Genomic DNA, 19,383 nt, shown 5'->3' with positions numbered 1-19,383 from the left:
CCCATGAGTTCATCCTACTGGAATTCAGTTCAAAAGATGAACGAATCATGAAGGTAATCTTTACACTTGTTAACGATTATAAAGTACTATGAAGTTCTTTGCTCAAATCAGTGGCTAGTGGCTGGTGACTAGTGGAACCAGAATTGCTCCCTTGTCCCCCTTGTCTTCCCTCTGCTCCCTGCTCCCTGCTCCCTACTCCCTGCTCCCTGCTATATTGAGTTATGACTTTTAGCGGCGCTAGCAGGCGAACATGACCGTATCGATTGCCCATTTGGGACCTAGTGGCACTTATTCCGAACAAGCTGCGATCGCCTATCGCGATCGATTGCAACAGGAAGGACAAGAGACAGCCTTGCATCCCTACCCCAGCATTCCTCAAACCCTCAAAGCTGTGGCGCAAGGAGAAGCACAAATTGCTGTCGTACCAGTCGAGAATTCGATTGAGGGCAGTGTTGCCGTCACTTTAGATATGATGTGGCTGTTGGATACTCTACAGATTCAACTGGCTTTAGTCTTGCCAATTGCCCATGTTTTGCTTTCCCACGCTCAAAGTCTGGATACGCTGCAAGTCGTCTATTCTCATCCTCAAGCACTGGCACAGTGTCAGTTGTGGTTCACGCAATTTTTGCCACACGTCAAATTGATTCCGACAAATTCTACCACTGAGGCGTTACAGCATTTAGAACGGGAGAAAACTGCGGGGGCAATATCTTCTCTACGGGCAGCAAAACTTTATAATTTACCCGTATTGGCTAGCGGCATTTCTGACTATCCCGATAATTGCACGCGATTTTGGGTACTCAGCCGCCAGCCCTCAACCATAGGCAGTCATACGTCTCTGGCTTTTAGTTTACCTGCCAATGTTCCAGGTGCATTGGTCAAACCGCTTCAGGTATTTGCCCAAAGAAATATCAATCTCAGTCGGATTGAGTCTCGTCCGACTAAGCGATCGCTAGGCGAATATCTCTATTTTATTGACTTAGAAGGCGACTCTCATAATAGTGCTGTGGAGTCAGCTTTAACAGAATTAACGGCACATACAGAAATCTTAAAGAATTTTGGCAGCTACAAAGTCGTGCTGCTCAACCAAAACAACTAGGCAGGATGAAGAGAGAATAGCAATTTTTCACAAGTATGGCGATCGCTTTCATATGTGTGGCGATCGCATTGCAATACTTAGAAACATTAGCACTAGCGATCCACTGATATGAGATCCTAAAAAATAGAAAACGCGATTAATAATGATTTAAGAAAATGGCACAACAGCAATCGACCGTTGTTATTACAGGAACTTCTTCGGGTGTTGGTTTGTATGCAGCAAAAGCCTTCGCTCAACGAGGTTGGTATGTCGTTATGGGATGTCGGGATATACCCAAAACAAAAGCTGCGGCTCAGAGTGTCAGCATACCGGAAGATAGCTACACGGTCATCCATCTGGACTTAGCTAGCTTAGAGAGCGTGCGACAGTTTGTCAAAGACTTTCGGGCAACAGGCAGACACCTAGATGCTCTGGTTTGCAATGCAGCAATCTATATGCCCTTACTCAAGGAGCCATTACGCAGCCCAGAAGGATATGAGTTAAATGTTGCTACCAATCACCTCGGTCATTTTCTCCTATGCAACCTCATGTTAGAGGATTTGAAGAATTCGCCAGCTGCGGATAAAAGGCTCGTCATCTTGGGAACCGTAACCCACAATCCAGACGAACTGGGTGGGAAGATTCCACCGCGTCCAGATTTAGGGAATTTAGATGGTTTTGCAGCTGGATTTAAAGCTCCAATTTCGATGATTGACGGTAAGAAATTTGAACCCGTCAAAGCTTACAAAGATAGTAAAGTGTGTAACGTATTGACGATGCGGGAACTACACCGTCGCTATCACGACTCTACAGGAATTACTTTTACGTCTCTTTATCCTGGTTGTGTTGCCGATACACCGCTATTCCGCAACCACTATCCGCTGTTTCAAAAACTCTTCCCATTGTTCCAAAAACATATCACGGGAGGGTATGTATCTCAGGAGTTGGCTGGCGAACGGGTAGCTGCTGTAGTTATCGATCCTGAGTACAAGCAATCTGGTGCTTATTGGAGTTGGGGAAATCGTCAGAAGAAAGAGGGAAAGTCCTTCGTACAAAAAGTTTCGCCCCAAGCCCGCGACGATGAAAAAGCTCAGAAAATGTGGGATTTAAGCGAGAAGTTAGTGGGAATAGGGGTTCCGGTGTAGGCTATAGCTTTCTAAAATTGAGCTAAATATTAAATGCGATCGCCTGTTTTTTTAAGGATGGGCGATCGCATTCGCCACTAAACGAAGCATTAAAAGTGGCAGCTTTACGCTATAAGCAAATAAAGTAGCGATTACAGGTTTAGATTAGGATGAGGGGGATGAAGATTTAATATGTCAACCACCATCCAAGAAATTTATACTCAAGTTATTCGCACTTTGTCACCAGCAGAGCGATTACGCTTGGCGACATTGATTTTAAACGATCTCGTACAGCACGATGCCGATCTTGTTGATCAAAGGGATACTTGGACAGAGCAAGATCGACTTGATTTAGTTGCTGTTTCCATGCGGTATGCTGAAACCGGATATCCTGAAAGCGAGGACTCAACCCAGTGACATTCAATCCAGGTGATGTTGTCACTGTTGATTTTCCTGGTGTTACAGGTGTTAAACTTCGCCCTGCTGTCGTTTTGTCTTCAGCAACGTATCATGCAAATCGTCCTGATATAATAATTGGGCTGATTACGACACAGACGACTGGGATAGGTGTAACCGATTATGTACTTCAGGATTGGCAGGTAGCAGGTTTACGGGTTGCGTCTATTTTTCGGAGTTTCATTGTGACGTTGCCTTCCTCTGCTAACTTGGTTTGTATCGGGCATTTATCACAGCGCGACTGGCAAGGCGTTCGAGCTTGTGTAAATATAGCTCTTGCAGAATTAGACAATTCAAATCTCTCGTCAGAGCCATAACTGTGAGTTTTGTTGTTGCGATCGCCTAAACTCAAAATTAAAGAAATTTGGGATACGCGATCGCTTTACCCAATATTTCGATTTAATCTAATCGCTCTAAGAAAAGTACTAGACTACGAAAAGAAAACTTTTCAATCGTACCTGAAATATTATTTCACTCACAATTGCAATGGCTTTTCTTCCTAATGACGCTGAGAAGGCACTTTTGGATTGTGGTAGGTGTTGCTGCATCTGCCACAAGTTCTGTAGTTTCAAGATAGAGCTTCATCATATTATTCAAAGATCGGAAGGGGGTGAAGATTCATACGAAAACTGTATTCCACTTTGCTTAGATTGCCATGCTGAAGTTAAAGCTTACGATCCTAAGCATCCCAAAGGGCGAAAATATACAGAATCAGAGTTAATGGAACATAGAAATAGATGGTACGAGAAAGTAAAAAACGTTGGCGTTTTACTAGTTCATCCAGAATGTATTGAATTGGATCGAAACTCGTTTCTTAAACTTAAAGAAATTCTTCCAGTAACAGGAGGCTCAATTGCTTTCATTCGCAATCATATTTATAATTGTCCCTGGCTTAAAGAGGCGCATGATGATTTGAATAATTATATGTTGTATTGTCAAAACCCTGACTTTGAGTTCATCGACATAGATTTGGAAATTTATAGATGTAAACTAACAGAGTGTATAGAAAAGTTTATAGATGCACTGTTGGCTGTAAGTTTTACAACCGATCGCTGGACAGGTGAGCAACTAGAAATAGCAGTGTATCCTGAGATCAAATATTCTAAGCCTGATATATACCATAAAGCTGTTAATGATATACATCAGACAGCCAACAAAGTTTGTTCTGCTTATGATAATCTAATTCGACTTGGGCGTAGAAAACTGGCAGTTGAATAGCTATTGCAGGCTAACAATACCCATATGCTCGACCGCAGAAAAACCATATATCAGAGATTAAGGTAATTTACAGTAGGTAATAGGCAACGTTAACTTACTGAGTTATCTGTTTACTAGTTATCTGTGAGAACATGACGAAAGATAATCTAAGAAATACGATCGCACTCCTATTATAATTTCTCAAAAAAATGCGATCGCACTTATTATGAATAAGACAAATGCAGTTGAGCGACTTCACTAACTTCTGATACGCTACACTTGATGTATCCTCAGGAGTGGTAACTTGCCAACGGAGAAACAGTTAGAAACTACAGTATTCCTTTGTCAGTTGCTTTCTAATTTCTACCAGCCAATTCGAGTTTTTCGTTACGACCAAAAGTTAAAAACGCTTTACATCCAGGCTGGAAGGACTGATGAAATTGCGTTGATAATAAAAGAGGATGGAAATTGGAATTTTGTGCCATGATGCCAGACCTACACCAAATGACAAATGCTGAATTGAAACAATATATCTCTGTACACAGAAATGACGATGAAGCATTTCGAGCTGCATTGGAAGTACTGATGAGTCGTCGCGATCCAAATGCTCCCTCTCAGCCTTATCCCTTTGACCTGCCCGATCCTGAAGCTGAAGTCACGGCTATTTTAATGGAGAAATTGAAACAGGCTGAGTAGAACAGTAGTATGGCGCGATCGCCCCTCTTCGTAAAAACAAGCGATCGCGCCATGCAATACAAGTTGCGTCGCTTACTGTAGCGATCGAAGATAAATATTTAGGTAGTGCGATCGCACCTCATGGCTCGATAGGATGTTATTGGAACCTATCGCCTGTTTTGATGTCAATGACCGAGCAACGCGATCGCGAATTGCCCTCGTCCGACCTAACCACCAATGAGACAGTTAAAGAGCCTCAGAGTGACGGAATTCATGCTGTCTGGAACCAGACAACAGCAAAGATAATGCAACTTCTGCCTGTAGATCGAGCCGCACAAACGATAGTCAACTGGTTCAGCGTCAGCGATGAACGAGTAGCGGAGATTTTAGCGACGGTACGCGCCGAACTACCCACGACAGAAGCCTTACTCATTGGCAAACCCCAGGCGGGAAAAAGTTCGATCGTGCGCGGCTTAACCGGAGTTTCAGCCGAAATCGTCGGACAAGGATTTCGTCCTCATACGCAACATACCCAGCGTTACGCCTATCCGACTAACGATCTGCCATTGCTGATATTTACCGATACAGTAGGATTGGGAGACGTGAATCGAGATACGCAGGCGATCGCCCAAGAACTGATTGGCGATCTGCAACAAGCTAGCCATAGCGCTAGAGTTCTGATTCTCACAGTAAAAATCAACGATTTTGCTACCGATAGCTTAAAACAAATTGCGCAAACGTTGCGCCAGAAATATCCAGATATACCCTGCTTGCTAGCTGTCAGTTGCTTGCATGAAGTTTATCCTACAGGGACAGCCGATCACCCTGACTATCCACCTCAATTTGATGTAGTGACTCGCGCCTTTAGCGCCATCCAACAGAACTTTAACGGCTTGTACGATCGCGCCGTGCTTATCGACTTTACCTTAGAAGAAGATGGCTATAACCCAGTATTCTACGGTTTGGAGGCATTGAGAGATACATTAGCCGATTTGCTCCCAGAAGCCGAAGCTAAGGCGATCTATCAGTTATTGGACGAAAAAACAGGTCAGCAACTTGGCAACCTCTATCGGGACGTGGGACGGCGCTACATGCTTGCCTTTGCGATCGCCGCCGCTACTTTAGCAGCCGTACCTTTACCCTTTGCTACCATGCCCGTACTCACAGCCGTTCAGGTATCGATGGTTAGCCTCTTAGGGAAATTATACGGGCAAACACTAACCCCGTCGCAAGCAGGGGGCGTAGTCAGCGCGATCGCCGGGGGTTTCTTGGCACAGGCAATCGGGCGAGAATTGATTAAATTCATTCCTGGCTTTGGTAGCGTCATCGCTGCTTCCTGGGCTGCTGCATATACATGGGCGCTAGGAGAGGGGGCTTGTGTCTACTTTGGTGACTTGATGGGAGGCAAAAAGCCCGATCCGCAGCAAATTCAAGCCGTGATGCGATCGGCATTTCAATCGGCACAAGAACGATTTAAAGGAATTAAACGTTAAGAAACCAAAAATATTGCTAATTCTTCAGTAGAGCGGATGTTTGATGTACCGGTTCGGTGCAGCATAGATAGTATTATGCAATGCAGTAGTCTTTGAGGCAGAAGAGGATGGTATCTACTTTAAATGAAGCCCTAGAATTTATCGCAAATTACGTGCCACCGAAATCTCCCGATGGTCGTGTTGCTTATCCAATATTGGAAGATGGTCTGAGTTACGCAGAAATTAAGCAAAAGTTGAAGGATTTACCCTTTGACTTACCCACAGAAGTTTACGAATTATATCAATGGAGTGATGGCGGCTTTTTAGGCAACTTACCATATCCAAATCGGAGCGATCGCAGTGAATACGCTAAAATCGACAAATTTATCTCTTTAGGGAGAGCTGTATCTCTTGCGAAAGAGTGGGGTAACGGTGCTTTTCCTCTATTTGAATACGAAGATGGAGATATTTGCTTTACTGTTGGCTCTCAAGTCAAGCAAAGAATTGCCCCTATCTTTTGTCGCCATAAATCTTCAGTTGCAGAGCAACCGAAATACGATAGCTTGACGACTATGATGGTGAAGCTGGTAGAAGGAATCCAATCGGAGAGTCGGAGATCGGCAAACTAGTTGTCTCTCGAATCAAGTGGAGTTTGAGCAGGTTTTACATTGTTGCAAAACTCCTATTAAATTTTATTTAATAGTAAAAATATTAATGTACGCTAGTGGTGCGTGGTGCGTGCTTGTATATATTCTTCTGACTTCTCAGTTTTGACTTTTAACTTTTAACTTTTGACTTTTAACTATTTTGTCTGAAAAATATTTTGTACCATTTTCTTATCCGTACTTGCCGCAGCGCGATCGAGTGCGATAACTTCACTAGCATCCAATCGCCAACCCAAAGCACCAATATTCTCCTTCGCTTGTGCTACAGTTTTCGCTCCAGGAATTGGAATAGTTCCTTTACACATACACCAATTAATTGCAATTTGAGACATAGTTTTACTTCTCAAACTGGCAATCTCTTGCAAACATCCTAGCAAGGGGCGAATTCCTGGTAATAGCTGCCGAAATAATACACCGCGAATTCCTTTGGGAAATGAACTTTTCTCAGTATACTTTCCAGTCAAGATTCCCAAAGCCAAGGGGCTATAGGCAATTAATTTTATTCCCAATTCGTCGCATACATCTTTAATACCTAATTGGGTGACAGGATAGGTCGATAGCAACGAATACTGAACTTGTAGCGTAGCGATCGGAACGCCGCGATCGCGCAACTTTTTATAGACTTGTTTCAGCCGTTGAGAACCATAATTTGATAAACCGATTCCCTTAACTAACCCTTGTTCGTACAAGTCGGCAAGACCATCCAATAATACCCACTCTTGCCAAGGGGCATAATTAGCTGTAGACCAATGCATTTGCACCAAATCAACATTTCTACCCAAACGTTGCGCTGAAGCTTTGGCAGCCTTAATCATCGATTGACGGGTCAATCTCCAGGGATAAGCAGCTAGTTTAGTGGCAATACAAATATTTTCTTTCTCAATTCCCTGATATTCTCTCGCAAATTGTCCCAACAACTTCTCGCTGCGTCCATTTAAGCGCCCAGTACCATAAGAATCGCCTGTATCGAATAAAGTTACGTCGTTGCTGACACAGAGATCGAAAACCGCTTGTAACTGGTCGTCCATGCTTTCATCGTAGCCCCAGAGCAAGCGATTACCCCATGCCCACGTACCGCAGCCCATTTCTGGAAGGTAAATTTGGCTGGTAGTTTGCATACTTTTCTATCCTAGTTTGAGATTTTAGATCCCCCCAACCCCCCTTAGAAAGGGGGGCATAAATATCTTGCAAAGTCCCCCTTTTTAAGGGGGGCATAAATATCTTGCAAAGCCCCCCTTAAAAAGGGGGATTTAGGGGGATCTTCTTATTTCGCGATCGCCTCTTGCAACCGTTTTTTATCCAATTCTTTTTGGTGCAAAATCAGCCACGATTCAACGAGATCGGGACCGTGTAAGTCGCCTGTGAGGGCAGCCCGGAGCGATCGCATCACCAAGCCTTTTTTGACGTTTTGCTCCTTCATCACCTGTTTAACGATCTCCTGGGTGCGCTCTGCGGTTAATTCGGTCGTACCATCCAGGGCAGTGACAATGCTTTGCACCACAGCATCAGCCCCCGCTTGCTTGAGTTGTTCGGTTGCTTCCTGACTGAACTCTACAGATTTGACAAAGAATAACCGACACATATCCACAGCATCCGGTAGCCGCGTCAAACTCGCGCCCACAAGGGCTGTAATTTTCTCCAACCAAGGGCGATCTCCCACCGGATCGAACTCGTATCCTGCTTCTTGCCAGTAGGGTATCAGCAGATCGGTTAACTTATCCACAGGCATATGATGCAGGTATTGACTGTTAATCCAATCCAGCTTTGCCCAGTCAAATTTTGCCCCAGCCTTATTTACCCGATCGAAACTAAATAGCTTTGCCGCTTCCTCTAGAGTAAAGATTTCTTGGGTAGAATCGGGTGGCGACCAGCCTAATAATGTCATGTAATTGACGATCGCCTCTGCCACAAAACCCATTTTTTTAAAGTCAGAAATGGATGTCACCCCATCTCGCTTAGAAAGTTTCTGCCCTGTCATATTCAAAATTAAGGGCGTATGGGCGAATTCTGGTATGGCTGCGCCGAAAGCTTCGTAAAGCAGAATTTGTTTGGCTGTATTGGCAATGTGATCTTCACCGCGAATCACATGGGTAATGTTCATATCCATGTCATCCACGACAACAGCAAAGTTATACAGAGGTTGACCGATACTAGCATCTTCCGAACGACGAGCAATCACCATATCGCCGCCCAAGTCACTACCCCGCCAGCGCATCTCTCCCCGTACCAGATCGTGCCAGACAATTTCGCGATCGTCGTCAATTTTAAACCGAATTACGGGACGACGACCTTCATCTGTAAAAGCTGCTTCTTGTTCTGAGGTTAAATTTCGGTGGCGGTTATCGTAACGGGGTGCTTCATTTCTAGCTTTTTGCGCTGCCCGCATTTCTTCCAATTCTGCCTCGGTGGTATAACAGCGATATGCCAAGCCTTTATCGAGTAAGTCTTGTACTCGTTGCTTGTAGATATCTATGCGATCTGACTGAAATATGGGACCTTCATCCCAGTGCATACCGAGCCAGTTTAATCCGTCGAGAATGTTTTGAGTATATTCAGGGCGCGATCGCTCCGTATCCGTGTCCTCAACCCGTAAAATAAACTGTCCCCCGTGATGGCGGGCGAACAGCCAATTAAATACTGCGGTTCTTGCTGTACCGATGTGTAAGTTACCAGTGGGACTGGGAGCAATACGAACGCGAATCATAGATCCAGGTGATTTAGGTTAAACCAATATAGAGGCGTTACGTTGAACGTCTCTAGATCAATACATTTTAACGGGACTGACGGGGCTCGAACCCGCAACTTCCGCCGTGACAGGGCGGTGCTCTAACCAATTGAACTACAGTCCCTTAGTCGGACGATTTATCATCATGCCACGTCTATTCTATCTTGTCAAGAACTGTAGTGAATTTTTTTTCAGAGGGAGCGATCGGCTGATTTGGTAAGGTTACACGGGTTGGAAATTGTATTGATTTTTACAAAATCTGCGATCGCCTGACGGTTAATTCTAATTTTGGAATTGCTACATCCAGGCTGAGAGTTTTGATAATCGTCCAAAAGCAAACAAGAAAACAGGCAAAAAGAGCGTAATGTTTTCTAGCCTGAAGAAGCTGGATATAAAGCTAGATATAAGTTGCGATCGCTCATTTTTACTAATGACTTAGCAATAGAACCTGTCAGGGTTTCATAACCCAAACTCTATTGTTACATGAGAGTTAAGTCAATTAATATTGAAACCCAAGTTTAGAATTTTTACTATAGAAATTAATCTATATTCAAGCAAGAAATATCTTATTTGTTAAGTTATAAAATTGTTTATTAAGTTGTGAAAAATGCTAATGACTTTTGCAACAATAAAGTCAACAATTGTTTTAGAGAAAACTGGTTTCGTCCTATCTTACGGGAGGATAAAATAATGAGCCTTGTTGCCCAAGTTATAGCTCAGTCTGATGAAGCCGATCGCTTTCTTAGCCGCACGGAATTAGATAAACTACAAGATTTTTTTAAAACTGGAGAGACGCGACTTAAAGTAGCGCAAATCCTATCGCAAAACGAACAAAAAATTGTCCAAGAGGGTAGCCAAAGATTTTGGAAGGTGATACCGAATACTCCCAGCAATAGCGGCGATTCGAAGAAAACAGCCTTATGTCAAAGAGATCAAGCTTGGTATCTCCGACTTATTACATATGCCGTATTAGCTGGAAACATGAAGCCCTTAGATGATATCGGCATAAATGGAATGCGGGAAATGTATGTATCCCTGGGTGTTCCTGTCAGTAACATTGGCAGTTGTATGCGCTCTTTAAAAGAGGTAGCTACAGGTTTAATGAGTCGCGAAGAAGCCGATCTTGTCAAACCTTATTTCGATTACTTAATTCGAGCCATGTATTAGGTTTTGGTGAACTAATTAGAGCTTCTCTTTGCTAAGAGTTAGATAGCTCAAAAGTGCAAATTCTCAACACATAAATCTACCAATTAAAAACGAAATCTCGGTTGGAGAAAAACCATGCAAGACACGATTACTTCTGTTATCAATCCTGCGGATCGACAAGGTAAATATCTCGACACACCTGAGTTGGAAAAGTTGAGAAAATATTTCCAAACAGGTGAATTGCGCGTGAAAGCAGCTGCTACTATCAGTGAAAATGCCTCTGGTATTGTCAGTCAAGCGGTGGCAAATTCGCTTTTATATGGAGATATCACCTGTCCTGGAGGTAATATGTATCCTACTCGTCGCTATGCAGCCTGCATTCGCGATCTAACCCTATTCTTGCGTTATGCTACCTACGCGATGTTAGCTGACGATCCTTCCATTATTGAAGAGCGGGTACTTTTTGGTTTGAAGGAAACTTTCAGTACTCTAGGTGTTCCGATTCAACCAACCGTGCAAGCGGTTCAAGCAATGAAGGAAGTCACGACTCGTCTAGTTGGTGCGGAAGCTGGGCAAGAAGTTGGGACGCATTTAGACCACATTTGTAGTGGTTTAAGTCAGTGACCAGTAGCTAGCACTAGGTCGTTTAGATCCCCCCAACCCCCCTTGTTAAGGGGGGCTTTTAGATCCTTCCAACCCCCCCTGAACAAGGGGGCTTTTTAGTTTGAATGCTAGATTTTTAGCTCTAGCCGCTAGTCACCAGTCACTAGCCACTAACCACTGACAACTGATAACTGTTAACTGATAACTGTTAACCCCCATACAACTTGCTAGATTTTTGTTTTTGGTAAGTAGCCTCGTAAAGATTCTGAGGCATGGGGGAGGGATATTCTAATTTTGATTTCTCCCCATTAGAACTTTCGTAAAAAGTCTTTCCTTCGTCGTTGGGATAGTTGAATTGGTAAAGCACTTGTCGATGATTGGGCTGTAATTTTGTCCTTGTGGATGCAACTGAATTTGAAGAGGTTTCGTAGAGATAGTTCAAAGATTTTTGAGCAGATTCTTGGTCAGCAAAAGCTGGCTGAAGCTCAACTTGAGGAGATTCATAGAATGTATTCCAATTGGGTTGAGACTGGTGGTTGAAAGCTCGCTGATATGTTAAATTTGCAGTTCTAATTTCCGAGAAAGCTGCTTTCCAAGATTGTAGAACGGGTTCAAAGTAACCAGATGCCAATCCAAAATGCCAGAGAGAACCCTGAAGAGTGAAGAACGATAGGTAAAAGTAGGTATTTGCCAACCAAACGCGAGTTGTAGGTTCTAGTTGATTTGGGTCGAAGTAGTGGGGTAATAAGGACGATTTGAGGCTTAAGGGCGCACCGTAGAACTCAACTGGATAGGCGAGGGTATTAAATCCGCAAAAGTAAGAGCCAGCAAATCCTGTCAAAGCAAGACTAAATAGAGAGTAAGAAAGAATGGCGTTACCAGAGAAGAGAAAACGTCGTTTGACCCAATCCCACGGTTCTGTAATGACATGCCACATTCCTGCCACAATTAACAGCGCACCAACATAAATGTGACCGCCAACAACATCTTCGAGATTGTTGACATCAAATAGATGACCGATGCGGTCTATAATTATTCCAGGATTTAAAGTTGGGTCGGTAACGACGCGCACTTGTCCGATATTAGCATCGTAAAGTCCGCCAAAAAACATGGCTTTTGCTACTAACAACAAAGCCCCTATTCCTAAGAAAATTAAGTGGTTTCCTAAAATAAAACTCAATTTTTTAGGGTTGTCCCAACTAAAATGATATTGCCGCGCTAGAGGATTTTTGGACTCTTCTAAGCTTGCCGGAACTTGCCAGCGGTGAAATAGAGTGCCTGCTGTAAAAACTGCGGCGGAAACAAGCAGTACAACTCCAAAAGCAAAAAAGGGATAAGTGTCAGTCACTTGACCACCAGAAACCTGACTCCATCCTTGTGTAGCCAGTCGAGGTAAGAGAAATAACCCTTGTTCTGACATCGGACGGTCAGGAGAATATCGACTAATTTCTAACAGTATCAGCGCACCAATACTAAAGGCTACGATCGCAGCATGGGCAATATGAGCAGTCAAAAATGTGCCCGATAAATTAGTTAGGCGCGCATTACCAGCCCACCAAGGATATTGGGCTTTGCGATCGCTTGCAGTTTCGATCATTATTTATTATCCTCACTTTCAAATCGGTCTACTGAAAGTCGAGATAGCTTGTGAAAAAGCTTCTGTTACAAAACTTCAAATTAAGCGCTCAAAAATGAAAGAACGATCCTGACTCCCAAGCCAAATTCGGACGTGAAACAGCGCTGCAAAGATGGGGATTCCCTCTTTACCAATATTTCGATCGCTTCAACGGAGAAAACTGTTACGATGAGCCTGCCAAGTCATGCACCAACAGTTTCAAGCAGATGCGATCGCAGTGAATGGAAATTTTAATTATCTTCGTTTTTATTATTTCTGAACTTGCAAACTATTCGCAATCGCCAGAATTATTTCGTAATATTTGTATATATCCTTTAATTTGCTTCTGCTAAGATTTATTAGCGATCGCGCAAAATGAAGACCTCGAGCGGGCGATCGCGCCAAACGAACGCTTTTTCTCGTTAAAGTAGAAACTCTAACTCCTTTCGTTCCTATGGTTGCCCTATCTCCTAGCTTGCAAGCTAGACTTTCAACACCTTTAAAAATCGGCTCGTTTGAAGTTAATAGTCGAGTCTTACAGTCACCGCTATCAGGTGTAACTGACTTGGTGTTTCGCCGCTTAGTGCGACGCTATGCTCCAGAGTCAATGATGTACACCGAAATGGTGAATGCTACCGGGCTGCACTACGTCAAAGAGCTACCTAAAATTATGGAGGTAGAACCGCAGGAAAAGCCAATTAGCATTCAATTATTTGACTGTCGCCCTGACTTTTTGGCAGAAGCAGCCATCAAAGCTGTGGAAGAGGGGGCAGATACAGTTGATATTAATATGGGTTGCCCGGTCAATAAAATTACCAAAAATGGTGGTGGTTCTTCGCTGTTGCGACAACCAGAAGTTGCGGAAGCGATTGTCCGTTCTGTGGTGCAAGCCGTCGATGTACCAGTGACGGTAAAAACTCGCATTGGTTGGACGGATAAAGAAATAACCATCCTAGACTTTGCCAAACGGATGGAAGATGCGGGGGCGCAAATGATTACCGTTCACGGACGTACCCGCGCCCAAGGCTACAATGGTGCGGCGAAGTGGGAATGGATTGCACGGGTTAAGGAAGTGCTGTCAATTCCCGTGATTGGCAATGGCGATATTTTTTCTGTAGCAGCAGCCGTGAAGTGTTTGGAACAGACAGGTGCAGATGGGGTGATGTGTTCGCGAGGGACGCTAGGCTATCCGTTTTTAGTTGGAGAAGTCGATTACTTTCTCAAGACAGGACGAGAATTACCGTCTCCTACACCAGTCGAACTCTTGCAATGTGCTAGAGAACATCTGCAAGCACTGTGGGAGTACAAGGGCGATCGCGGTGTGCGTCAAGCCCGCAAACATATGACATGGTACGCTAAAGGTTTTAACGGTGCAGCTGAATTACGCGGTCAACTCAGCGTTATCGAGTCTGTGACTGAGGGGTTAGAACTACTCGATCGCGCGATCGAACAACTCGATCGTCAGTTGTCAGTTGTTAGTTGACAGTGGCTGGTGACTGGTGGCTAGTGGCTAGAATTGCTCCCCCCTCTCCCTTGTCTTCCTTGTCCCTCCACTCCCGACTCCTAATAAATAAAGGCAAGAGACAACTTAACCTCTTGCCAACTCCAATCGCGCCTAACTCTTGAGAGTTTGACGCTTAAAAAGTTTTGTCGATGAAATCTTTAGCTTTATCTTTAACATCTTCTTGAGCGTGCATTGTGGCTGCATCCTCTTGTTTTGCTTGTCCTTCCAACTTATCTTTGGGATCGCCTGTCAGCTCGCTCATCGCTTCTTGAACTTTGCCTTCAACGTTCTTAGCAACTGCTTCAACTCTTTTTTCGATGCTCATATCAATCTCCTACTAAAACTACTCGTAATTTCTCCTGCAAGCAGGATGTAAAGTATTTATACGTACAGCTTGTAGGATGAACGAGAGATCTAACATCGTTCGTCAGTCAGATTTTCGAGCTGGCGAGCGCCTATCTTAAGACCGATATCTATGAGTCTTGAGAAAGATTTGAGTGTCAGTGCAAGTCAACAGAAATAGGTCGTACAGCAAATTTTAGGTAATTAACTGTACTAATCGATAAAATTATTTTTTAACTTTCATAAGAACAACTAATAAGTTACCAATCGAAGCTAGTAAACAGCAGATTTAAACCTTCTCAAACATAAAGAAATTATAAATTCATAACTGTCGGCAACTAGGAATAGACAACTCTCTTCTTGTAAAACTAGCTCAAAAACCGTTCTGCTGAATCTACCGCTACTAAAGGGGTTCAGTATTAAATCTCTATGAAGATAATCGGATTTAGCATCTTACTTATCCGTAATTAGTAGCTGATTTTCAGTCGAACAATCGTTTTTACAGTCCGTGGAAGTTCAGTATTTCGTTAAATCGGCATTTTCACTGAATCGACTCGCAAGTTTTTCTTAAAGTTCAGCTTGTTTTTGACTATTGCCCGTAAAAATACTGTGGTTCCAATAATGAATCTAATATATATTTTTTAAGGATTTTGAAAAACTTAAAAAAAATCTGAAAGATTTTTGGCGGTTGTTGAGTATTGACGCGATATAAGAATGCGAAGCTTTTATGTAAATAAATCAATTTATTTGATAGTAAAAATAACAAGTGTAGCTGAATTCACTAGGCTATAAAAAAACAAAAAAACGTCTGGTTGTAAAATTTCAAGTTTAAAGGAGCGAGTTTATGTATTTAATAATGGTGTTAGTTGCTGCATTTGCTTATACCTTGGGTGGAATGTATATGAAACTTTCCAAGGGACTATCTGAACTCGTACCTAGTTTGCTAGTTTATTTCTTTTTAATTGCCGGGGCTAGTATTGAAGCCATAGCCATGAACGACTCTAGTTTAGGAGTCACCTATCTTTTCGTGGTTGGGTTAGAATTTATTTTGGCATTTTTAGTTGGAGCTTTACTTTTTCGCGAAAGCTATTCTCATGGCAACCTATTTGGTGTATCTTTGATTGTTGCCGGAATTATTCTTTTGAGTGCAGGAGAATACTAAGCAGATGCTTCAGCGATCGCTTCATCTAAATTAAGTACCATAAAAAATTTTGACGGGGCAGTAAAATTAAACGTGTTTTCCCGATCGCCACTACAGCCACTAGTCAAAGCGCGATCGTACCTAAACAACTTCAATCAAACTTTTAAAAGAAATCTATGGGTCGTTCATTGTTGTTTCAAGACCTTAAACGTGCTATAAAAATCGGAATTTACGCCAAAAAAAATCATCTCTCAATCAGTCAGGGTATCGAACAGATAGCTCAGATGCAAGCCAGCGCTGCTCAATCCACGGTACGGGAAAGAGAAACCCAACTAAGGGGAACAGCTTTGGGGAACGTAGCGATGCAGCTAGAGCGCTCTTACGTCTCGCCCCAGTGGGAGCGAGATGTCAAAATTGGCATTGTCGGCGCGGGATTAGCAGGTTTAGCTTGTGGCTACGAACTAAAACAGCAAGGGATATCTGCCACAATTTACGAAGCGGGCGATCGCATTGGCGGACGGTGCTATTCGCTCGGTAAAACATTCCCTGGAGCCGCGAAATTTCCCCACCAAGTCATCGAACGCGGTGGAGAACTGATCGACAGCCAAAACAAAACCATCCTGCGCTGGGCGCGACAATTTCAACTGACGCTGGAAGACGTGTCTCAGCAGCCAGGAGAATTCGCTTGCTATTTCAACGGACAGCATTACACTCAGTCAGCGATTTTAGAGGAATATCAAGCGTTTCTAGCTGAAGTAACACGAGATTTACAAGAAATATCCGCCACACCAACTGTAGATTGCTTTACGTCAGCGGATGCACGGTTTGACAAAATCAATTTATTGGAATATCTAGAAAAACGCCAAGTAGGAGATACAATTAAGGCTGCGATGAATGCAGCCTATATGGCAGAATATGGGCTGGAGTTGGAAGAACAAAGCTGTCTGAATTTTTTGTTGGTGGTACGAGACATTGAAACATCACAAGCTTCTCCCTTTCAAATTTTTAGTGACGAGCGTTATCACATCGTTGAGGGTAACGAGCAAATCGTCCGAGGATTAAGCCAAGAACTCCAAGGGCAGATTGAGTTGGGGATGAGACTGGTGAGGGTACGCAAGAATTCAACAAACCGCATAGAAGTCACTTTCGACAACGGCGATCGCACGATTGATGTCGCATACGATGCCGTAGTCTTAGCAATTCCTTTTCCACTACTGCGTCAAGTCGAACTAGACGCAAACCTAGAACTACCAGATTGGAAGCGGGAAGCAATTAATAAACTCGATCAAGCAACTCACGCCAAAATGATGCTGGGTTTTAACGGTCGTCCTTGGGCAGATCGTGGCAGTAGCGGTGCATCGTACTCTAATTTGTCCCACCATCAAACCACATGGGAAACAAACCCGAGTCAAGCAAGTCGCGATCGCGCCATATTAGTAGACTTTTCTAGTGGCACAAGGGGAGCGACGCTCGATCCCAATCGCGTGCAAACAGAAGCGCACCTATTTTTGAAAGATTTGGAAAAAGTTTATCCTGGGGCGATCGCCCAAGCAACACGCGATCGTGCTGGCGATTTATTCGTACATCTAGAAAACTGGACTGCTAACCCCTTCGCCCAAGGTAGCTACTCCTGTTACAAGCCAGGGCAATTTACCACAATCTGCGGTAACGAAGGCAAGCCAGTTGACAACCTGTTTTTTGCCGGGGAACACACAAATTCTTTCTATGAATGGCAAGGCTACATGGAAGGAGCAGCTCTATCTGGGATTAAAGCCGCTAGCGACATTTTGCAACATCTCAAGCTGACCATCTTGCGATGCTGAAAATTTACAGAGCTAAAGTTTGCTAGCTAAATTTTGCATAAACCAACAAACACTCTAACAGGCGGTGATACTACCGTTTTCGGGAAGAACAATTTTTTGTAACGAAAGAGATTAGCCCTATGGAAAAGCGTTTCGATTTTTACGGTCGGCATTTGCTGCTGAATTTTTCTGGTTGTGAAGCTGACATGGACGATCTAGAACAGATCGAACGCGATATGGTCAGAGCAGTTAGTGCAGTAGGAGCTACCATTGTGGCGCATCTCAAGCACAAATTTGAACCTTGCGGTGTTTCGGTTGTGTTGATGCTTTCCGAGTCCCACGCCAGCATTCACACCTATCCAGAATACCGAGCTTGTTTCTTAGATATATTCACCTGTGGCGATTTAGATGTTGTACCCTTTGGTGAGGTATTAGAAAAACTCTGGCGACCAAAATGGGTTTCCAAGCAATTGCATGAAAGAGCCGATCCGGCGATCGTTCAAGTCTCGCAGTTGCCTTTAATGCTGAGAAAGTAAGGTGGAAATGGTAGTGGCGCACAGCCGTGCGCCACTACCAAAATATACATCAGGAATCCATCAAACATGAGTCTAGAATTTAGTAGCTGGTTGAGCGATCAAACAACCTCAGATGAAATTCGCCTGTTGCGGCGAGTTGGAGGTATGGAGGCTAAATCGACTCAATTTCAAACGATGGAATTTGCTAAAACAGCAGCTTACGGTGACGTGCTGGTGTTGGATGATACGATTCAATCATCTGAGGTCGATGAGTATCTGTATCATGAGGCATTGGTACAGCCTGCAATGATAACTCATCCCGATCCGCAACGGGTATTAATTATTGGTGGCGGGGAAGGTGCAACACCGCGAGAAGTTTTGAAGCATCCCAACGTCAAATCTTTGGTGATGGTGGATTTAGATCGGGAATTAGTGGAATTTTGCCAGCAAAAACTCCCTTCTTGGCATCAAGGTGCTTTTAGCGATCCGCGATTGGAATTGTTACATACTGATGGTCGCGCATATTTGGCACAGCAAGAAGCTAAGTTTGATGTCATTATCCTCGATATTACCGATGCGTTGGAAGAGGGACCCGCGATCGCGCTTTATACCAAACAGTTTTATTCCCTTTGTCAGCAGCGACTCACAGAATCGGGGGTAATGGTAGTTCAAGGGTTTTCTCTTTCACCTTTGAAATGGACGGAACACGCTACAATTCGGCGGACTATTCATAGTGTCTTTCCCGTTGTCCGCAGTTATTCTATATTTATTCCTTCTTTTGCTTGTACGTGGGGATTTATTATTGCAACTAATAATATTGACCCTGCTAATTTGAGTCATGGTGAGATCGAGCAGAGGATAGGCGATCGCAATTTAGCAGATAAACTTAAAGCATACGATGTTGTGAGTCATACAGGTATGTTTGGCTTACCAAAAGACTTACGGCTTAAATTAGCACAGCTAGGACATATTCTTGAGGATGGTAAACCTCTAGTTTTTGAGTAGAAATAAATCGTTAGCTAACACTTTATGTTAGTAAGAATTTCATCAGAATCATAGATGAAAATATGCATAAATGCAGGAGTACTTGTAACGATCGCTACTCCGTTTTTTCAAGACTAACTTAGATATTTTTTATACTCGATCGGCAATCCGTGCAGGGATTTGCAGTAATTATTTTTCTAACTAAAATTTAAGCAATTGTTTATGCAAAGAAGGGTAAAATTAAGCTTTTCTATATGGCATTTAACGCGATCGCCGATGCATAATAACTATTTAAACTCCAATTAAACTCCAACAGCAGCTACTCAGCACCAATTCTCA

Annotated in this window: 22 protein-coding genes and 1 tRNA gene; 16 read left to right on the top strand and 7 right to left on the bottom strand. The window is 43.3% G+C overall.

Features of this window, described 5'->3' with window-relative positions:
• Positions 1-76: 76 nt before the first annotated feature.
• Positions 77-271, bottom strand: a complete 195-nt coding sequence (locus QH73_RS20870) for a hypothetical protein (RefSeq protein ID WP_132867434.1) — start codon at positions 269-271, stop codon at positions 77-79.
• Here QH73_RS20870 and pheA point away from each other — a divergent pair.
• From pheA to QH73_RS20825, 9 genes are all read left to right on the top strand, one after another.
• The gene (gene pheA / locus QH73_RS20865; RefSeq protein ID WP_039713950.1) at positions 251-1,099 is read left to right on the top strand and encodes a prephenate dehydratase; all 849 of its coding nucleotides are present in this window, start codon (positions 251-253) and stop codon (positions 1,097-1,099) included. The genes QH73_RS20870 and pheA overlap by 21 nt on opposite strands.
• A 155-nt stretch (positions 1,100-1,254) precedes the next feature.
• Positions 1,255-2,223 (top strand): protochlorophyllide reductase, encoded by a 969-nt coding sequence (locus tag QH73_RS20860; protein ID WP_039713951.1) that lies wholly within the window; start codon positions 1,255-1,257, stop codon positions 2,221-2,223.
• Between the two features lie 171 nt (positions 2,224-2,394).
• Complete coding sequence (locus QH73_RS20855) at positions 2,395-2,619, top strand: hypothetical protein (protein ID WP_039713952.1); 225 nt, start codon at positions 2,395-2,397, stop codon at positions 2,617-2,619.
• Positions 2,616-2,975 carry a type II toxin-antitoxin system PemK/MazF family toxin gene (locus QH73_RS20850; protein ID WP_132867432.1) on the top strand — a complete coding sequence of 120 codons (360 nt, stop codon included), beginning with the start codon at positions 2,616-2,618 and terminating at the stop codon, positions 2,973-2,975. Before QH73_RS20855 ends, QH73_RS20850 begins: the two co-directional genes overlap by 4 nt.
• A gap of 169 nt (positions 2,976-3,144) precedes the next feature.
• Entirely contained in the window at positions 3,145-3,876 is a 732-nt protein-coding gene (locus QH73_RS20845; protein ID WP_039713953.1) for an HNH endonuclease, read from the top strand.
• 283 nt (positions 3,877-4,159) lie between these two features.
• A complete protein-coding gene (locus QH73_RS20840; protein WP_132867431.1) occupies positions 4,160-4,342 on the top strand; it encodes a DUF6888 family protein in 183 nt (60 codons plus the stop codon).
• Positions 4,339-4,551: a DUF6887 family protein gene (locus QH73_RS20835; RefSeq protein WP_039713954.1), complete on the top strand. Its 213-nt coding sequence runs from the start codon at positions 4,339-4,341 to the stop codon at positions 4,549-4,551. Before QH73_RS20840 ends, QH73_RS20835 begins: the two co-directional genes overlap by 4 nt.
• Before the next feature lie 167 nt (positions 4,552-4,718).
• The gene (locus QH73_RS20830; protein ID WP_039714627.1) at positions 4,719-6,023 is read left to right on the top strand and encodes a GTPase family protein; all 1,305 of its coding nucleotides are present in this window, start codon (positions 4,719-4,721) and stop codon (positions 6,021-6,023) included.
• Between the two features lie 107 nt (positions 6,024-6,130).
• Positions 6,131-6,631 carry a hypothetical protein gene (locus tag QH73_RS20825; protein WP_039713955.1) on the top strand — a complete coding sequence of 167 codons (501 nt, stop codon included), beginning with the start codon at positions 6,131-6,133 and terminating at the stop codon, positions 6,629-6,631.
• Between the two features lie 173 nt (positions 6,632-6,804).
• On the opposite strand, the gene QH73_RS20820 is transcribed toward QH73_RS20825, so the two are convergent.
• The 3 genes from QH73_RS20820 to QH73_RS20810 all read right to left on the bottom strand — a co-directional run bounded on the left by QH73_RS20820 (position 6,805) and on the right by QH73_RS20810 (position 9,516).
• Complete coding sequence (locus QH73_RS20820) at positions 6,805-7,785, bottom strand: aldo/keto reductase (protein WP_039713956.1); 981 nt, start codon at positions 7,783-7,785, stop codon at positions 6,805-6,807.
• Between the two features lie 146 nt (positions 7,786-7,931).
• On the bottom strand, positions 7,932-9,371 hold the full coding sequence (gene gltX / locus QH73_RS20815) for a glutamate--tRNA ligase (protein WP_039713957.1): 1,440 nt from the start codon (positions 9,369-9,371) through the stop codon (positions 7,932-7,934).
• 71 nt (positions 9,372-9,442) lie between these two features.
• A tRNA-Asp gene (locus QH73_RS20810) sits at positions 9,443-9,516 on the bottom strand.
• Positions 9,517-10,082: 566 nt separating this feature from the next.
• Between QH73_RS20810 and apcD the strand changes: the two genes are divergently transcribed.
• Both apcD and QH73_RS20795 read left to right on the top strand, forming a co-directional pair.
• Positions 10,083-10,559 (top strand): allophycocyanin subunit alpha-B, encoded by a 477-nt coding sequence (gene apcD, locus QH73_RS20800; RefSeq protein WP_039713958.1) that lies wholly within the window; start codon positions 10,083-10,085, stop codon positions 10,557-10,559.
• Between the two features lie 114 nt (positions 10,560-10,673).
• Positions 10,674-11,162 (top strand): allophycocyanin subunit beta, encoded by a 489-nt coding sequence (locus QH73_RS20795; protein WP_039713959.1) that lies wholly within the window; start codon positions 10,674-10,676, stop codon positions 11,160-11,162.
• A gap of 187 nt (positions 11,163-11,349) precedes the next feature.
• Here the strand turns inward: QH73_RS20795 and QH73_RS20790 are convergent, their stop codons facing one another.
• On the bottom strand, positions 11,350-12,738 hold the full coding sequence (locus QH73_RS20790) for a chlorophyll a/b binding light-harvesting protein (RefSeq protein WP_063777304.1): 1,389 nt from the start codon (positions 12,736-12,738) through the stop codon (positions 11,350-11,352).
• A gap of 472 nt (positions 12,739-13,210) precedes the next feature.
• On the opposite strand from QH73_RS20790, the gene dusB reads away from it, so the two are divergent.
• Complete coding sequence (gene dusB, locus QH73_RS20785) at positions 13,211-14,239, top strand: tRNA dihydrouridine synthase DusB (RefSeq protein WP_039713960.1); 1,029 nt, start codon at positions 13,211-13,213, stop codon at positions 14,237-14,239.
• 154 nt (positions 14,240-14,393) lie between these two features.
• On the opposite strand, the gene QH73_RS20780 is transcribed toward dusB, so the two are convergent.
• Positions 14,394-14,585, bottom strand: a complete 192-nt coding sequence (locus tag QH73_RS20780; RefSeq protein ID WP_015156289.1) for a CsbD family protein — start codon at positions 14,583-14,585, stop codon at positions 14,394-14,396.
• Between the two features lie 861 nt (positions 14,586-15,446).
• On the opposite strand from QH73_RS20780, the gene QH73_RS20775 reads away from it, so the two are divergent.
• Complete coding sequence (locus tag QH73_RS20775) at positions 15,447-15,764, top strand: DMT family transporter (RefSeq protein ID WP_039713961.1); 318 nt, start codon at positions 15,447-15,449, stop codon at positions 15,762-15,764.
• On the opposite strand, the gene QH73_RS20770 is transcribed toward QH73_RS20775, so the two are convergent.
• Entirely contained in the window at positions 15,761-15,898 is a 138-nt protein-coding gene (locus QH73_RS20770) for a hypothetical protein (protein WP_165587751.1), read from the bottom strand. The genes QH73_RS20775 and QH73_RS20770 overlap by 4 nt on opposite strands.
• A gap of 21 nt (positions 15,899-15,919) precedes the next feature.
• Between QH73_RS20770 and QH73_RS20765 the strand changes: the two genes are divergently transcribed.
• The 3 genes from QH73_RS20765 to QH73_RS20755 all read left to right on the top strand — a co-directional run bounded on the left by QH73_RS20765 (position 15,920) and on the right by QH73_RS20755 (position 19,065).
• Positions 15,920-17,566, top strand: a complete 1,647-nt coding sequence (locus QH73_RS20765; protein ID WP_039713962.1) for a flavin monoamine oxidase family protein — start codon at positions 15,920-15,922, stop codon at positions 17,564-17,566.
• A gap of 119 nt (positions 17,567-17,685) precedes the next feature.
• Complete coding sequence (speD, locus tag QH73_RS20760; protein ID WP_039713963.1) at positions 17,686-18,081, top strand: adenosylmethionine decarboxylase; 396 nt, start codon at positions 17,686-17,688, stop codon at positions 18,079-18,081.
• Between the two features lie 66 nt (positions 18,082-18,147).
• Complete coding sequence (locus QH73_RS20755; RefSeq protein WP_039713964.1) at positions 18,148-19,065, top strand: fused MFS/spermidine synthase; 918 nt, start codon at positions 18,148-18,150, stop codon at positions 19,063-19,065.
• Positions 19,066-19,383: the final 318 nt, after the last annotated feature.

The organism is Scytonema millei VB511283 (assembly GCF_000817735.3).
GTDB lineage: Bacteria > Cyanobacteriota > Cyanobacteriia > Cyanobacteriales > Chroococcidiopsidaceae > Chroococcidiopsis > Chroococcidiopsis millei_B.
Note: the sequence above shows the minus strand (reverse complement) of the source record. Positions and strands in the feature narration are given on the sequence as shown.

Coding starts and splice junctions, on each gene's coding strand:
- pheA (WP_039713950.1), top strand. CDS start 251: ATGACCGTATCGATTGCCCATTTGGGACCTAGTGGCACTTATTCCGAA.
- QH73_RS20870 (WP_132867434.1), bottom strand. CDS start 271: ATGGGCAATCGATACGGTCATGTTCGCCTGCTAGCGCCGCTAAAAGTC.
- QH73_RS20860 (WP_039713951.1), top strand. CDS start 1,255: ATGGCACAACAGCAATCGACCGTTGTTATTACAGGAACTTCTTCGGGT.
- QH73_RS20855 (WP_039713952.1), top strand. CDS start 2,395: ATGTCAACCACCATCCAAGAAATTTATACTCAAGTTATTCGCACTTTG.
- QH73_RS20845 (WP_039713953.1), top strand. CDS start 3,145: ATGGCTTTTCTTCCTAATGACGCTGAGAAGGCACTTTTGGATTGTGGT.
- QH73_RS20835 (WP_039713954.1), top strand. CDS start 4,339: ATGATGCCAGACCTACACCAAATGACAAATGCTGAATTGAAACAATAT.
- QH73_RS20830 (WP_039714627.1), top strand. CDS start 4,719: ATGACCGAGCAACGCGATCGCGAATTGCCCTCGTCCGACCTAACCACC.
- QH73_RS20825 (WP_039713955.1), top strand. CDS start 6,131: ATGGTATCTACTTTAAATGAAGCCCTAGAATTTATCGCAAATTACGTG.
- QH73_RS20820 (WP_039713956.1), bottom strand. CDS start 7,785: ATGCAAACTACCAGCCAAATTTACCTTCCAGAAATGGGCTGCGGTACG.
- gltX (WP_039713957.1), bottom strand. CDS start 9,371: ATGATTCGCGTTCGTATTGCTCCCAGTCCCACTGGTAACTTACACATC.
- apcD (WP_039713958.1), top strand. CDS start 10,083: ATGAGCCTTGTTGCCCAAGTTATAGCTCAGTCTGATGAAGCCGATCGC.
- QH73_RS20795 (WP_039713959.1), top strand. CDS start 10,674: ATGCAAGACACGATTACTTCTGTTATCAATCCTGCGGATCGACAAGGT.
- QH73_RS20790 (WP_063777304.1), bottom strand. CDS start 12,738: ATGATCGAAACTGCAAGCGATCGCAAAGCCCAATATCCTTGGTGGGCT.
- dusB (WP_039713960.1), top strand. CDS start 13,211: ATGGTTGCCCTATCTCCTAGCTTGCAAGCTAGACTTTCAACACCTTTA.
- QH73_RS20780 (WP_015156289.1), bottom strand. CDS start 14,585: ATGAGCATCGAAAAAAGAGTTGAAGCAGTTGCTAAGAACGTTGAAGGC.
- QH73_RS20775 (WP_039713961.1), top strand. CDS start 15,447: ATGTATTTAATAATGGTGTTAGTTGCTGCATTTGCTTATACCTTGGGT.
- QH73_RS20765 (WP_039713962.1), top strand. CDS start 15,920: ATGGGTCGTTCATTGTTGTTTCAAGACCTTAAACGTGCTATAAAAATC.
- speD (WP_039713963.1), top strand. CDS start 17,686: ATGGAAAAGCGTTTCGATTTTTACGGTCGGCATTTGCTGCTGAATTTT.
- QH73_RS20755 (WP_039713964.1), top strand. CDS start 18,148: ATGAGTCTAGAATTTAGTAGCTGGTTGAGCGATCAAACAACCTCAGAT.